The sequence below is a fragment of the Agrobacterium sp. rho-8.1 genome, assembly GCF_033957725.1.
Taxonomy (GTDB): domain Bacteria; phylum Pseudomonadota; class Alphaproteobacteria; order Rhizobiales; family Rhizobiaceae; genus Agrobacterium.
In genome coordinates this window covers 540483-553517 of record NZ_CP192788.1, presented here as the reverse complement: position 1 = coordinate 553517, position 13035 = coordinate 540483, and the positions used below count along the sequence as shown (strand labels likewise).

General features: G+C 58.0%; 14 protein-coding genes. 8 read left to right on the top strand and 6 right to left on the bottom strand.

What is annotated here, in order from left to right:
* Positions 1-20 precede the first annotated feature (20 nt).
* Positions 21-1283, top strand: a complete 1263-nt coding sequence (locus tag RMR21_RS02725; protein ID WP_498669187.1) for a 3-phosphoshikimate 1-carboxyvinyltransferase — start codon at positions 21-23, stop codon at positions 1281-1283.
* On the opposite strand, the gene tilS is transcribed toward RMR21_RS02725, so the two are convergent.
* Positions 1259-1378: a tRNA lysidine(34) synthetase TilS gene (gene tilS, locus RMR21_RS02720; protein ID WP_498670223.1), complete on the bottom strand. Its 120-nt coding sequence runs from the start codon at positions 1376-1378 to the stop codon at positions 1259-1261. The two genes, RMR21_RS02725 and tilS, sit on opposite strands and share 25 nt — an antisense overlap.
* On the opposite strand from tilS, the gene RMR21_RS02715 reads away from it, so the two are divergent.
* Complete coding sequence (locus RMR21_RS02715; protein ID WP_498670222.1) at positions 1351-3222, top strand: DUF2207 domain-containing protein; 1872 nt, start codon at positions 1351-1353, stop codon at positions 3220-3222. The two genes, tilS and RMR21_RS02715, sit on opposite strands and share 28 nt — an antisense overlap.
* Before the next feature lie 18 nt (positions 3223-3240).
* On the opposite strand, the gene RMR21_RS02710 is transcribed toward RMR21_RS02715, so the two are convergent.
* The 4 genes from RMR21_RS02710 to RMR21_RS02695 all read right to left on the bottom strand — a co-directional run bounded on the left by RMR21_RS02710 (position 3241) and on the right by RMR21_RS02695 (position 5507).
* On the bottom strand, positions 3241-3435 hold the full coding sequence (locus tag RMR21_RS02710) for an NfeD family protein (protein ID WP_498669186.1): 195 nt from the start codon (positions 3433-3435) through the stop codon (positions 3241-3243).
* A gap of 14 nt (positions 3436-3449) precedes the next feature.
* Positions 3450-4307 carry a S49 family peptidase gene (locus tag RMR21_RS02705; RefSeq protein ID WP_498669185.1) on the bottom strand — a complete coding sequence of 286 codons (858 nt, stop codon included), beginning with the start codon at positions 4305-4307 and terminating at the stop codon, positions 3450-3452.
* A 159-nt stretch (positions 4308-4466) separates the two neighbouring features.
* Positions 4467-5270 (bottom strand): tRNA1(Val) (adenine(37)-N6)-methyltransferase, encoded by an 804-nt coding sequence (locus RMR21_RS02700; RefSeq protein WP_498669184.1) that lies wholly within the window; start codon positions 5268-5270, stop codon positions 4467-4469.
* 6 nt (positions 5271-5276) lie between these two features.
* On the bottom strand, positions 5277-5507 hold the full coding sequence (locus RMR21_RS02695) for a putative signal transducing protein (RefSeq protein ID WP_498669182.1): 231 nt from the start codon (positions 5505-5507) through the stop codon (positions 5277-5279).
* Between the two features lie 116 nt (positions 5508-5623).
* Between RMR21_RS02695 and RMR21_RS02690 the strand changes: the two genes are divergently transcribed.
* From RMR21_RS02690 to moaB, 4 genes are all read left to right on the top strand, one after another.
* On the top strand, positions 5624-6640 hold the full coding sequence (locus RMR21_RS02690) for a polyprenyl synthetase family protein (protein ID WP_498670221.1): 1017 nt from the start codon (positions 5624-5626) through the stop codon (positions 6638-6640).
* 270 nt (positions 6641-6910) lie between these two features.
* Positions 6911-8749: a tetratricopeptide repeat protein gene (locus RMR21_RS02685; RefSeq protein ID WP_498669181.1), complete on the top strand. Its 1839-nt coding sequence runs from the start codon at positions 6911-6913 to the stop codon at positions 8747-8749.
* 6 nt (positions 8750-8755) lie between these two features.
* Positions 8756-9646: a 4-(cytidine 5'-diphospho)-2-C-methyl-D-erythritol kinase gene (locus tag RMR21_RS02680; protein ID WP_498669180.1), complete on the top strand. Its 891-nt coding sequence runs from the start codon at positions 8756-8758 to the stop codon at positions 9644-9646.
* The gene (gene moaB / locus RMR21_RS02675; RefSeq protein ID WP_498669179.1) at positions 9643-10182 is read left to right on the top strand and encodes a molybdenum cofactor biosynthesis protein B; all 540 of its coding nucleotides are present in this window, start codon (positions 9643-9645) and stop codon (positions 10180-10182) included. Before RMR21_RS02680 ends, moaB begins: the two co-directional genes overlap by 4 nt.
* A gap of 6 nt (positions 10183-10188) precedes the next feature.
* On the opposite strand, the gene RMR21_RS02670 is transcribed toward moaB, so the two are convergent.
* Complete coding sequence (locus RMR21_RS02670; RefSeq protein ID WP_498669178.1) at positions 10189-10707, bottom strand: glycosyl transferase; 519 nt, start codon at positions 10705-10707, stop codon at positions 10189-10191.
* A 202-nt stretch (positions 10708-10909) separates the two neighbouring features.
* Here RMR21_RS02670 and RMR21_RS02665 point away from each other — a divergent pair, with 202 nt between their 5' ends.
* Together RMR21_RS02665 and rnhB are read left to right on the top strand one after the other, a co-directional pair.
* A complete protein-coding gene (locus RMR21_RS02665) occupies positions 10910-12067 on the top strand; it encodes a PA0069 family radical SAM protein (RefSeq protein WP_498669177.1) in 1158 nt (385 codons plus the stop codon).
* Between the two features lie 311 nt (positions 12068-12378).
* Entirely contained in the window at positions 12379-13032 is a 654-nt protein-coding gene (rnhB, locus tag RMR21_RS02660) for a ribonuclease HII (RefSeq protein WP_498669176.1), read from the top strand.
* The last annotated feature ends 3 nt before the right edge of the window (positions 13033-13035 follow it).

The window sequence follows — 13035 nt, the reverse complement described above, 5'->3', positions numbered from 1 at the left end:
GGTTGAGAAACGATAAAGCCATGATCGAACTGACCATCACCCCGCCCGACCACGCGCTTTCCGGCAAGGTGGAGCCGCCCGGCTCCAAATCCATCACCAATCGCGTTTTGCTTCTGGCGGGTCTTGCCAAGGGCAAGAGCCTGCTGACCGGCGCGCTGAAAAGCGATGATACGCTGTTTATGGCTGAAGCGCTGCGCGCCATGGGCGTTAAGGTTACGGAGCCGGATGCGACGAGTTTCGTGGTGGAAAGCGAGGGCGTGCTGACCGCTCCCGACAAGCCGCTTTTCCTCGGCAATGCTGGCACAGCAACGCGGTTTTTAACGGCAGCGGTCGCCTCGGTGAATGGTACCGTTGTGGTGGATGGCGATGAGCATATGCGCAAACGCCCGATCAAGCCGCTGGTGGATGCGTTGATCGCGCTCGGCATCGAAGCTGAGGCACCAACCGGTTGCCCACCGGTGATGGTGAAAGGCAATGGACACGGCTTCACCAGGGACAGCGTCACCATCGACGCCAATCTTTCCAGCCAGTACGTTTCGGCACTTTTGATGGCCGCGCCTTGCGGGGCGAAGCCGCTGAACATTATTCTGGCGGGCGAGGATATCGGCGCCAAGGGTTATATCGATCTGACCGTTTCAGCCATGGAGGCCTTCGGGGCGAAGGTGGAGCGGGTGAGCAACGCGATCTGGCGGGTGCATCCGACCGGCTATACGGCCACCGATTTCCACATTGAGCCGGACGCCTCCGCCGCCACCTATCTCTGGGGCGCGGAACTGCTGACCGGCGGAAAGATCGATATCGGCACACCCGCCGACGCCTTCACCCAGCCGGATGCCAAGGCATATGCCGTCATGGCGCAGTTCCCCAATCTGCCTGCCGAAATCGATGGGTCCCAGATGCAGGACGCCATTCCGACGATTGCTGTGCTGGCAGCCTACAACAATACGCCGGTGCGTTTCATTGGCATTGCCAACCTGCGGGTGAAGGAATGCGACCGCATTCGTGCGCTGTCTCTGGGCCTCAACGGCATCCGCATAGGGCTGGCCGAAGAAGATGGCGATGATCTGATCGTGCATGCGGACCCGGCGCTGGCTGGCCAGACCGTGTCTGCCTCCATCGATACGTTCCACGATCACCGCATTGCCATGAGCTTTGCGCTGGCGGGACTAAAAACCGGCGGTATCGCCATTCAGAACCCTGTTTGCGTCGGAAAGACCTATCCCGGATACTGGAAGGCGCTGGCTTCGCTGGGTGTGAGCTACAGCGAAACCGGACAGGACTGACACACAGAAAGGGCCGCCCGTGAAGACCATTGTTGCCAGATGTCTCGCACTTTTCGTCTTCCTTTACGTGGCCCTTCCCGCCGCGGCCGAAGAATTTATCAGTTCCTACCACTCTGTGGTCGATGTGGCTAAAAGCGGTCAGTTGACGGTCACGGAAACCATCACGGCGCGTTCCGAAGGTGACCGTATCAAACGCGGCATTTTTCGTGATTTCCCGCTTTATGCGCTGGATAAAAACGGCAACCGGACAAAGGTCGGTTTCAACGTTCAATCTGTGGAGCGGGACGGTTCACCTGAGGATTGGCGCACGGAAACCATAGATGGCGGCATCCGCATCTACACCGGCAACGCCGAACGCTTTCTATCCACCGGTGACCATATTTTCCAGATAACCTACACCACCGACCGGCAAATCCGCTATTTCGATGATTATGATGAGTTAACCTGGAACGTGACCGGCAATGGCTGGCAGTTTGCCATGCGCGACATCTCGGCGACCGTCTCCCTGCCGCAAGGCGTGCAGCCGACCGACACCGCCGTCTTCACCGGAACTCTTGGTTCGAAGGGCAAGGACGCACGCGTTATGACCGAGGGCAACGAAGTGTTCTTCGCCTCGACACGTCCCTTCTATCAGGGCGAAGGCATGACGATTGCAGTGAAACTACCCAAGGGCGCGATAGATGCGCCAACGGCTGCGCAGGAGCGGAGCTGGTGGTTGCAGGACCATCTGGGTTCGGTTCTGGGTATTTCCGGCTTCATTCTCATCCTGATTTATTATTACAGGGCATGGTCCGCCGTGGGCCGCGATCCCGCCAAAGGCATCATCGTGCCGCGCTGGGATGCCCCAGAGGGATTGTCGCCGGCGCTCGTCAACTATGTCGATCATCACGGGTTCTCCGATAGTGGCTGGACGGCTTTTTCCGCCGCGTCGTTGAACCTTGCGGTAAAGGGTTACGTGGTGCTGGAGGATTTGAAGAATTCTGTCGTCATTCGCCGTACCGAGAAGCCGATCGAGGGCAAGTTACAGGCGGGTGAGGCAGCGATCCTCAACACGGTCGATGAGCCGGGCATGTCATTTGAGATTAACAAAAAAAATGGTTCACGGGTCGTATCCCTCGGCAATGCTTTCCGCAAAGCGATCGAGACAGAACATAGCGGCAAATATTACCATGCGAATGCCGGTTTTATTGCGCTGGGCGTTGCACTGTCCATCATCTCCGTCTTCGCCGTTGTCGTGTTCGGCAATTTCGAACCTGAAGCCCTTGTTGCGATGTTCGTTATCGGCATCATGTCCTTTGTCGGAACGATTTTTGCACTTCTTTTCGGGAAATCGTTAACGCGTGGCGGCTCTCTGCTTAAGCGCATAGGGATGATCGTTGTTCTGGCGCTGGTGGGATCGATGCTGATCTCCGGTGTTGGTGGTGCGATCAGTATCATCTCCCTGGAAACGCTCGAAGCGCTGCATTTACCGGCGATCATGTCCGTCGCGGGTATCATTGCCACCAACCTTGTATTCCTGATGCTGATGGGTGCTCCGACACCGCTGGGCCGCAAGCTGATGGACGGTATCGAGGGATTGCGGCTCTATCTGACGGTCGCCGAAAAAGACCGCATGAACATGCAGGGCGCGCCGCAGATGTCTCCGCAGCATTTCGAAACGCTGTTGCCATACGCTGTGGCGCTGGGCGTGGAGAAGCCTTGGAGCGACGCGTTCGAGACGTGGCTGGCAGATGCTAATTCGGGAGAATATTCGCCTGGATGGTACAGCGGTAACTACAGCAATTTCGGAACCCGCATCGGCGGCTTCTCCTCCACCATGGCGTCGACTATTGCGTCCACCATTCCGCAGCAGACAAGTTCGTCTTCATCCTCCAGCTTCTCAAGCGGTGGCGGTTCGTCCGGATCTGGCGGTGGTGGTGGCGGAGGGGGCGGCTGGTAGCCGCCTCTGCGACGGGGGTTAAACCTCGTCTTCCTTTTTCACCCGGTATTCTCCGGTGGTGGGGTCTTTAATCAGCGTGCCGGTTGCACCGGTCTCGCGCTCTTTTTCCTGCCGTTTGGTTTTCTCAGACAGTTTTTTGGCATCGCCGACGAAACGTCTGTAAAGAATGATCGCCCCGAACATAAGCAGGGCGAGCGTGATCAATTGGGCCATCTATCGTTTGTCCATCAGAATCCGTAACGCGCCCACATTGCCTTTTCTTCCGCCACTTCCGCAAGCCCCGAGGCGGCGGATGCGGCGATTGACTGGGCGCGAAGATCCACGCCCGGCAGTTTCTTGCCGAAGAAGTTACGGGCACCGCTGACCAACTGCAGCTTGACCTTGTCTCCATAACGTCGGCGCAGCACATCGCGCATATCGCCCAGACCGTCGATGAGACCGAGGTCGAGGCCACGCATTCCGGTCCAGAACAGGCCGGAAAAGATCGCCGGATCGTCCTTCAACTTCGAACCGCGACGCAGCTTGACCATGTCGATGAAAACATTATGGATTTCGAGCTGAAGCGATTTCAGATATTCGATATCGCCTTCTTTTTCGGGCTGGAACGGGTCAAGGATCGCCTTGTTCTGACCTGCCGTATAGACTCGCCGCTCGACGCCGATCTTCTTCAGCATTTCAGGGAAGCCGAAGCCGCCGGAAACGACACCGATGGAACCGACGATAGAGGTGGGGTCGGCGATAATCTCATCGCCTGCCAAAGCGATCATGTAACCGCCGGATGCTGCGACGTCCTCCACGAAGATCAGAACTTTCTTGTTCTTTTCCTCAGCCAACTGGCGGATGCGATTGTAGATCATCCGCGACTGAACTGGCGAGCCGCCAGGGGAATTCAGCGTGATCGCAACAACCGGCGCCTCTTTCATCCCAAATGCCTTGTCCAGAAGCGGTGCATAAGAGGCCAGATTGAGCGCCGGACGAAACTGACTGCCGCCTGCCATGATAGCGCCGTGCATGCGCACCACAGGAATGACCAGTTCCGTCTTGCGAAACCGCTTCGGCACCAGTCGCTTCAAAAATCCAGCCATTTTGTCCTCATCATCATTCCTATGGGAACCGATGTGGGTATGGCGGGGGCAAAGACAATGGCGAGTGCACTGATAATTTGGTGAGGGGCGGCTGGGGTCTGCCCTTGCAATAGCTCTTGTCGGCCCCCGTCTGTCGAGGCTTCGCCTTGGCCCTCAGGGTCACTGCCTTTTATCTGGTGTGGTTCCATCCTTGCGCCGATACCCAATCCGCCCGTTGCTCAAATCATCCACCAGCGGCAAAAATGCGTGGCTATCGTTTTCGTGCATCGTCAGCGGCGCTCGGAAGGTCAGGCGGGCTTTGGATCCTTTGATCGCGGTGACGAGCATCCGCACCGCGTCTTCGCCTGCACGCGGATGGATGAGGGTTATTTCCAGGCCGCCGAAGCGACGACCGCAAGCCGCGATGATCTCGGATATCGGTTGAGGGCGGGCGATGAGAGACAGTTGGCCGCTGGGAATCATAATGGCGGCGGCGGTTCTCAGCCAATGTTCGAAGAGATCATCCGTCATGGCATGGGCGGCGGCTTTCAACGCGTCTGGCGTCTTTCGGTCGCCAGCGTCGTTATAGGGCGGGTTCATGATGACGTGATGGAAATGATTGTCCGCCAAACCGGCCTCTCGTCGGGCATCGGCACGCAAGGTGACATCCGCCTGTCTTACGCAAATACGTTTCTCCAAGGCGGCATTCGCTGGAAGTTGCAGGCTGCGTCGCGCAAAATCCACCATTTCTGGAGATCGCTCGAAGAGTGTCACGTCAACCTTGTCCAGACGCGATGCCACCGCCATGCCTGCGGCACCGGCACCGGCACCGAGATCGGCGACGCGACATGCCCTATCGTCAGCCACCAAAGAGGCGAGCAGCATGGCATCCATGCCGGCCCTGTGGCCCCTGCCCTTTGGCTGCAATATTTGAAAGCGACCGCGATGAAACGCATCGACTGTTTCTGAAACGTTAGCTGCCATTGGGTTTCAGACCGTGTCTTCGCGAAGCTCGTCTGCCAGCCCGGCATCGATCAGGATACGACGCGCCTCGTCTCCCCGTTCCTCCTCCACCAGGAAACGACGCGGCAAAAGCCCGAGAGAGCCTTCGAGAATACTCATTCCCTGATCGGCAATAAGGCTGTGAATGCCCGCATCCTTCATCAGGCTCTGTGCAAAGGACAGGAGAACGGCGTCGTTTGTACGGATCAGTTCACGCATAGGTCAGTTTCCACCCCAAATACCATCTTTTTGAACGGTGTGAGACAATTCGCCCCTTGCCGCCTGCACTGCCGCTTTCTATTGTCGGCGCCAATATCGAACAGGAGTCCGGTCCGTTGGGCGTCGTCATACCGCTTGAAGAAAGCAAAAACAAACTCGCATCCGTCAAGCCGCTTGTCGACCTGACACGGCCAGACATGGAAAGGGTCAACCAGCTTATCCTCTCCAAAGCGGGTTCCGATGTCCAGATGATACCTGAGGTGGCCAACCATCTGATCTCGTCGGGCGGAAAGCGCCTTCGGCCGATGCTGACGCTCGCCTCTGCCGCCATGTTCAACTATCAGGGCGACCACCACATCAAACTGGCGACCAGCGTGGAATTCATGCACACAGCCACGCTTTTGCATGACGACGTTGTAGATGAGAGCGATCTGCGCCGTGGTAAATCCACCGCCCGCACCATCTGGGGCAATCAGGCCAGCGTGCTGGTCGGTGATTTCCTTCTCGGCCAGGCTTTCCGCATGATGGTCGATGTCGGCTCGCTGGATGCTCTGGACGTGCTGTCGACCGCCGCTTCGGTCATTGCAGAGGGCGAGGTTCTTCAGCTTTCCGTTGCCAAGAATATGGAAACGACCGAGGACGATTACCTTCAGGTCATCCGTGCCAAGACAGCAGCACTTTTCGCCGCCGCAGCGGAAGTGGGCCCGATCGTTGCCAAGACCGACAAGGCGACCCGCAGCGCGCTGAAGTCCTATGGCATGAACCTTGGCCTCGCCTTCCAGCTGGTGGACGACGTGCTGGATTATGGCGGCAAAGCCGCCGATCTCGGCAAGAATACTGGGGACGATTTCCGCGAAGGCAAGATTACGCTACCGGTCATTCTGTCCTATCGCCGCGGCACGGCAGAGGAGCGCGAATTCTGGAAACGCGCGATCGAGCAGGGCGAAAGCACGGATGAAAATCTGGAGAAGGCGCTCGGCCTGATCAAGAAATACAATGGTCTGGCCGACACCATCACCCGCGCCAACCACTATGGCACCATTGCGCGCGATGCGCTGGCGCCGCTGCCGCAAAGCCCGTGGAAGAAAGCCCTGATGGAAGTTATCGACTTTTGCATCGAGCGCGTGAACTGAGACGGTTTTTGGAGCATTGCGGACCCTCTCCGTTGCTGTTCGGCGATTCAGACATGTCACGAAACCGAAATCACGGGCGGAATTTCTTGCAGGCTTGCTCCAAAAAAGCCATTCTATCGTGACGTGATATGTGATTGCGGGAATCGTTTCCGATTCACGCGTTCTAGCTCAATTCAAGCATTACAGCGTTCTGGTGCAACGGATTTGCCCCGAACTGTAAGGCGGGAAACTGATTTTTCGGTGCATATGCACAAAAGCAAAGGTTCCTTCATGCGGCGCAAACCAGCATTTCGTCTTCTCTGCGGCGCGGCGTTCATTGCCGTCATTTCTCTTGGTGCAGGCTCTACCGCTTTTGCCGAGACGACGCCAGCAGGCAAGGCTGCCGAGACCGTTACGTTCGATCCTGCGAAGGTCAACACGTTCTCCGGCGCGTTTCTGGCAGCTCGCACAGCCGATGTGGATCAGGATTATGCCACAGCCATCACGCTTTACCAGAAAGCCCTGGATTTCGACACAGCCAACGTTGAAATCCGCCAGCGCCTGATGATTGCGCAGCTGCTCAGTGGTGATTTCGAGGCGGGTGCGAAAATTGCCGACAGCCTGAAGGACGATTCGTCCGTCGAGCGTGTAACCACCATCATTCGCGCGCTTGCCGCCATCAAGCACAAGGAATTTTCCAGCGCGGAAAAGATTCTGAAATACACCGGCCCCAACGATCTGGACCGCATGGTCAACACGCTGTTGACCGCCTGGGCCCGCGCCGGTGCCGGCAAGGGCAAGGAAGCGCTGGCTCTGGTCAATGGTATGAAGGGTCCAGGCTGGATCTCGATCTTCCAGAAATACCATGCCGGTGCGATCGCGCTGGCCACCGGCAACACCGACGCGGCCCGCAAGAGCCTGAACGACGCCGTGACCGACCGTGAAGGCGGAGCAACCGCCACCGACACCTATATGCGCGCCGTGATGGCGCTCGCCCGGCTGGAAGCCAATGCCGGCAACAAGCAGAAGGCTCTTGACACGATCTCTGTCGGCGACACGTTCGCGCCGAACTATGCGCCGCTGAAGGCCTTGCGCCAGAGCATCGAAAAGGGTGAGAAGCCCGAACAACAGGTGCAGACGCCCGTCGAGGGTGCGGCGGCCGTCATGTTCTCCATCGCCGGTGCGTTGAACCGCGAGGGCGCGGAAGAAATCGTCACGCTTTACCTTCAGACATCACGTGCGCTCGACCCGAAAAGTGCCGATACGCTGATTCTTCTGGGCGGGCTCGCAGAAGCGCAAAAGCAGCCGGACCGTGCAATTGCGTTCTATCGCGAGGTTCCAGCCGATTCGCCGATGCACCGCATATCGGAACTGCAGCTGGGCCTGACGCTGGCGCAGACGGACAAGGTGGAAGAGGCGCGCAAGCATCTCAAATCCCTTTTGGAATCCGATCCGTCCGACATCCGTTCCTACCTAGCCTATGGCTCTGTTCTGTCCGATGCCAAGGATTATGCGGCGATGGCGGCCAATTACGACAAGGCTGTCGAGGTCATCGGTGCTGTTCCAAAGAAGACCGACTGGACGATCTTCTTCCAGCGCGCCATTGCCTATGAGCGCCTGAAGCAGTGGGACAAGGCAGAACCAGACTTCAAGCGTGCGCTGGAACTGAACCCGGAACAACCCCAGGTTCTGAACTATTTGGGCTATTCCTGGGTGGACAAGAATATGAATCTCGATCAAGGGATCGACATGATCCGCCGTGCGGTCGAGCTGCGACCGAATGACGGCTACATCGTCGACTCGCTCGGCTGGGCGCATTTCCGCCTAGGCGCCTTTGATGAGGCGGTGACGGAACTGGAACGCGCCATCGAGCTGCGCGCCGGTGACCCCACCATCAACGACCATCTGGGCGATGCCTATTGGCGCGTCGGCCGCAAGATCGAGGCCGTCTACCAGTGGAACCGCGCGCTGATTGGTGAAAGCGACGATGTCGATAAGGCCAAGGTGAAGGAAAAGATCGCAAACGGCCTGCCAGCTCTGGAAAAGGATGCGCAGAACACCGCCAAGAAGGATCAGCCAATGCCGCAGCCACCTGTCGCACCAGCCCCTGCCCCGGACAAGAAGTCCTGATGCGCCATGCTTTCGCATGAGCCTATGGGAGCGGTCGAAACAACGGAAGCCGCTCCCGCCAAGATCAATCTTGCCCTGCACGTGACGGGCCAGCGGGCAGATGGATATCACCTGCTGGATACGCTGGTGACTTTTACCGAGGCAGGTGACGTCATTCGTATTCAAGATGCGCTGGAAGATGGATTTTCGATCTCAGGACCATTCGCTGATGTTCTTTTGCACGGGAATGCGGGAGACAATCTTGTGTTACGAGCGCGGGATTTGCTACGTAAAGCAGCGGGTCCGGACACGTCGTCGGTCGCCATCCATCTTGAGAAAAATCTCCCTGTGTCTTCCGGTATCGGCGGTGGCTCCGCCGACGCAGCAGCTACGATACGGGGGCTTTCCCGCCACTGGAGCGTAGACCTATCGGACGTCAAGCTCGCAGACATTGCTCTGAAACTTGGGGCAGACGTGCCGATGTGCCTGGCCAGCAGACCGCTGATGGCGCGCGGAATCGGTGAGGACATCACCATCATCGATGACATGCCTGTGTTGCCGCTCGTTCTCGTCAATCCGCTGAAGGGTGTCTCGACGCCCGAGATTTTCAAACGTTTGACGGATAAGAGCAATCCCCCGCTTGGAGCGCGCGGTGACGGGACGTGGATAAATTTCATCGGGAAAAGCCGCAATGATCTCGAGCCGCCTGCGCGGGTCGTTTTACCGGATATCTCCTTGGCATCAGATCTGTTGGCGAATGCGGGTGCCGCCATCGTGCGGATGTCCGGTTCCGGTGCGACTTGCTTCGGGATTTTTGCGACAATCGAAGACGCCGAAACGGCAACCACATGTCTTCGCCAGCAACGGCCAGACTGGTATGTTCAGGCAACGAAAACCATAGGCGGATTTGCGAGATGACTGTTGAACGAGCGTTTATTCCCGTCGGTATCGCGGTTCTGACCGTGTCCGATACCCGTACACTTGCCGACGACAAATCAGGCGATACGCTGGTTGCCCGCATTGCCGAGGCTGGGCATGCACTTGTGGACCGCGCTATCGTCGCGGATGACAAAGTGGCTATAGAAGCGCAGGTGCGACGCTGGACGCTATCCGATGAGATCGACGTGGTCATTACCACTGGCGGCACAGGCTTTACCGGACGCGACGTGACGCCCGACGCACTGGAGCCCATGTTTGAAAAGCGGATGGATGGCTTTTCAGCGGTGTTTCACCGTATTTCCTATGACAAGATCAACACATCCACCATCCAATCGCGCGCGACGGCGGGATTGGCGAATTCTACCTTCATCTTCGTGCTACCCGGCTCTCCCGGTGCGTGCAAGGATGCGTGGGATGGGATTTTGAAAGCGCAGCTGGATTACCGCCACATGCCCTGCAATTTCGTGGAAATCATGCCGCGTCTGGACGAACATCTGAAGCGCGGTCAGGCTTAGGGCCGACTAGCGGGCTGAGCGCAGCACCCATGATGGAATCAGTTCGGCGCTGAGGCGACGGGTTTTCTGCGATTTCGGGAAATGGTCGAGCCTCATGCCGGACTTGGCAATCGACAGCGCTTCGGGCTTCCCTAACAACAGACCATATTCCAGTGGCGGTCTGCGCTGGACGAACCGCGATAAAAACGATGGGCGATAGTGACGCGAAGGTGCAAAGCGCGCAGGAAGCTTGCTCAGCGCCATGTATTCGCTGATATCCGCGATCCAGCCGCTTTGCGGACGGCTACCCGGTTCCATCATCAATATCCACTCGCCGCGCGCCGAGGCGATGATATCCTTGATGTCCCATTCCGTATGAAAGCGGCAGCCCGCGGCCTCGGCCACACGCGACGATCCGTCGCTGGAGGCATGATCGAGTACGATGACGTCACTGATCAACCCCTCCACCGCGCCCGAGACGAGCGTAGCGAGAGTATGAGCAAGCTCCGGCTCCTGATCCCGGCATTCCATGATGATTGTCAACATATGTCTATCAGTGTGTGATCCCTGGAGAGCAATAAAACAGAAAAACCTGCGCCGCTACCATAATTCATCGATGAGATTCCTACCGCAATGCAAAAGAAATAGCTATCACGCGTTTCCGCATTTTGTTCTTGTATTGTTCTCATGATTGATCTAAGAATCATGACATCCACAAAGCTGGTTCAGGCCGGTCAGGAGCATCCAGATGAGACAACACGTGCTTTCCGGGCAGGCTGCATTCCAGCCGGGCCATACGCCAGATATTGCCAATGCGCTGGCCGATGCATCCGGTCTTCGGATCGAGATCGATCGCCGTCGCGGGCGTGGTGCGGGCATCAATCCCGGTGGGCGTTTCGAAGCCCTTCAGCATGAAGCCGTTGATGATGGCTGGCAGATCATAGAGGAGCTCCCTGAGTTTCGCACCGAGGTGCAGGTGGAAAAACCGCGCACGATCATTACGCGCAACGATTCGCCAGACATTCCCTTTGACCGGTCCATCAATCCTTATCGAGGATGCGAGCATGGCTGCATCTATTGTTTTGCGAGACCCAGTCACAGCTATATGGGCCTATCCGCCGGACTGGATTTCGAGGCCAAGCTGTTTGCCAAACCGGATGCCGCAAAGCTGCTGGAACGGGAACTTGGCAAGCCGGGATACAAGGCAAGGGTGATTGCCATCGGGACCAACACCGATCCTTACCAGCCGATCGAGCGGGAATGGCGCATCATGCGGCAGATCCTCGAGGTGTTGGCAAAAGCAGAACACCCCGTCGCCATCGTCACCAAATCAGGGCTGATTACCCGCGATATCGATATCCTCGCCCCCATGGCCGCGAAAGGGCTTGTGAAGGTCGGTATTTCGGTGACGACGCTGGACCGGAAGCTTGCCCGCAGCATGGAGCCTCGTGCCTCCACGCCCACCAAGCGGCTGGAAGCGATCAAGACGCTGACAGATGCGGGAATACCCACCGCCGTCATGATGGCGCCTGTCATTCCAGCGCTGAACGATCACGAAATCGAACGGGTGCTGGAAGCCGGAAAAGCGGCGGGAGCAACGGAAGCGTCCTACGTGCTGCTGCGACTGCCGCTGGAGGTCAGCCCCCTGTTTCGCGAATGGCTGCTGCGCAACTATCCGCATCGCTACCAGCATGTCATGTCGCTGGTGCGCTCCATGCGCGATGGCAAGGACTACGACGCCGAATTCGGCAAGCGGATGAAGGGCGCCGGTCCCTACGCATGGCAGATCGGTCGCCGTTTCGAAATGACGACAAAGAGGCTTGGGCTCATCCGCCGTGGCCTTCATCTTCGCGACGATCTGTTTATCGCGCCCGGAGGTGCAGGCGTGCAATTGTCACTGCTTTGATAGTCGAGGCCAATATGTTGGTTGAAATCTCGGCGGGCGTTACGAAATTGCGCTTGCCGCCCAATCGGAAAAGCCTGAAATCGGAGATCGGTTCTGGCTGATATTCAAGAATACCCCTAGCGTCTATGCCCTGCGCTACGGGTTGTATGCCCCCGGTGATCTGCCGCCTCGCATGGGTTTGCTCTTTCCGCCCCGATGGAAGAGCTTGGAGGTCATGAGACCTCAGCCAGCACCCCTCCGCCCCGTGGGTTGCTGCACACCCTGCGACCGGGGGCTTGCAGGAGATCGGTTGCCTGTGTCAGTTTCCGCCAATGAAACGACGCACAGCATCCGATTCTCCTGCCCTCTTTGACTTTGCAAACACCGGCCCGGATTTCAGTCTGGAGCTTGAAGCGAAACAGCGTGGTGAGTGGCCGGTGGCCGGAACGGATGAAGCCGGGCGCGGCCCGCTGGCCGGACCCGTCGTTGCCGCCGCCGTCATTCTCGATCCCGACAACATTCCCGATGGGCTAAACGATTCAAAAAAGCTGTCCAAGGCGCGTCGTGCGTTTCTGTTTGAGAAGATTCTGGAAACATCCATCGTTTCCATCGCCTCATCCGGACCTCTGCTTATCGACCGCATGAACATTCTGAAGGCCAGCCTGGATGCCATGCGCCGGGCAGTGCTTGGACTTCAGACTGCGCCCGCTCTGGTGCTGGCCGATGGGCGTGATATTCCGCCCGGCATTTCCTGCCTCGGCAAAGCGGTCATCAAGGGCGATGCGCGGTCGGTTTCGATTGCCGCCGCCTCCATCGTCGCGAAGGTGACGCGGGACAGGATGATGGAAAAGGCCGGATCAATCTATCCGGCCTATGGTTTTGAAGCGCATGCGGGATACGGCACACCGGCACATCTGCGCGCGATCGAGACCAATGGCGCATGCCCGCTTCACCGCATGAGTTTCCGTCCCATGCGGATGGAGTGAGCG

Coding starts and splice junctions, on each gene's coding strand:
- RMR21_RS02710 (WP_498669186.1), bottom strand. CDS start 3,435: ATGGCCCAATTGATCACGCTCGCCCTGCTTATGTTCGGGGCGATCATT.
- RMR21_RS02700 (WP_498669184.1), bottom strand. CDS start 5,270: ATGGCAGCTAACGTTTCAGAAACAGTCGATGCGTTTCATCGCGGTCGC.
- RMR21_RS02695 (WP_498669182.1), bottom strand. CDS start 5,507: ATGCGTGAACTGATCCGTACAAACGACGCCGTTCTCCTGTCCTTTGCA.
- moaB (WP_498669179.1), top strand. CDS start 9,643: ATGACTGTTGAACGAGCGTTTATTCCCGTCGGTATCGCGGTTCTGACC.
- RMR21_RS02685 (WP_498669181.1), top strand. CDS start 6,911: ATGCGGCGCAAACCAGCATTTCGTCTTCTCTGCGGCGCGGCGTTCATT.
- RMR21_RS02670 (WP_498669178.1), bottom strand. CDS start 10,707: ATGTTGACAATCATCATGGAATGCCGGGATCAGGAGCCGGAGCTTGCT.
- RMR21_RS02680 (WP_498669180.1), top strand. CDS start 8,756: ATGCTTTCGCATGAGCCTATGGGAGCGGTCGAAACAACGGAAGCCGCT.
- RMR21_RS02705 (WP_498669185.1), bottom strand. CDS start 4,307: ATGGCTGGATTTTTGAAGCGACTGGTGCCGAAGCGGTTTCGCAAGACG.
- RMR21_RS02725 (WP_498669187.1), top strand. CDS start 21: ATGATCGAACTGACCATCACCCCGCCCGACCACGCGCTTTCCGGCAAG.
- RMR21_RS02665 (WP_498669177.1), top strand. CDS start 10,910: ATGAGACAACACGTGCTTTCCGGGCAGGCTGCATTCCAGCCGGGCCAT.
- rnhB (WP_498669176.1), top strand. CDS start 12,379: ATGAAACGACGCACAGCATCCGATTCTCCTGCCCTCTTTGACTTTGCA.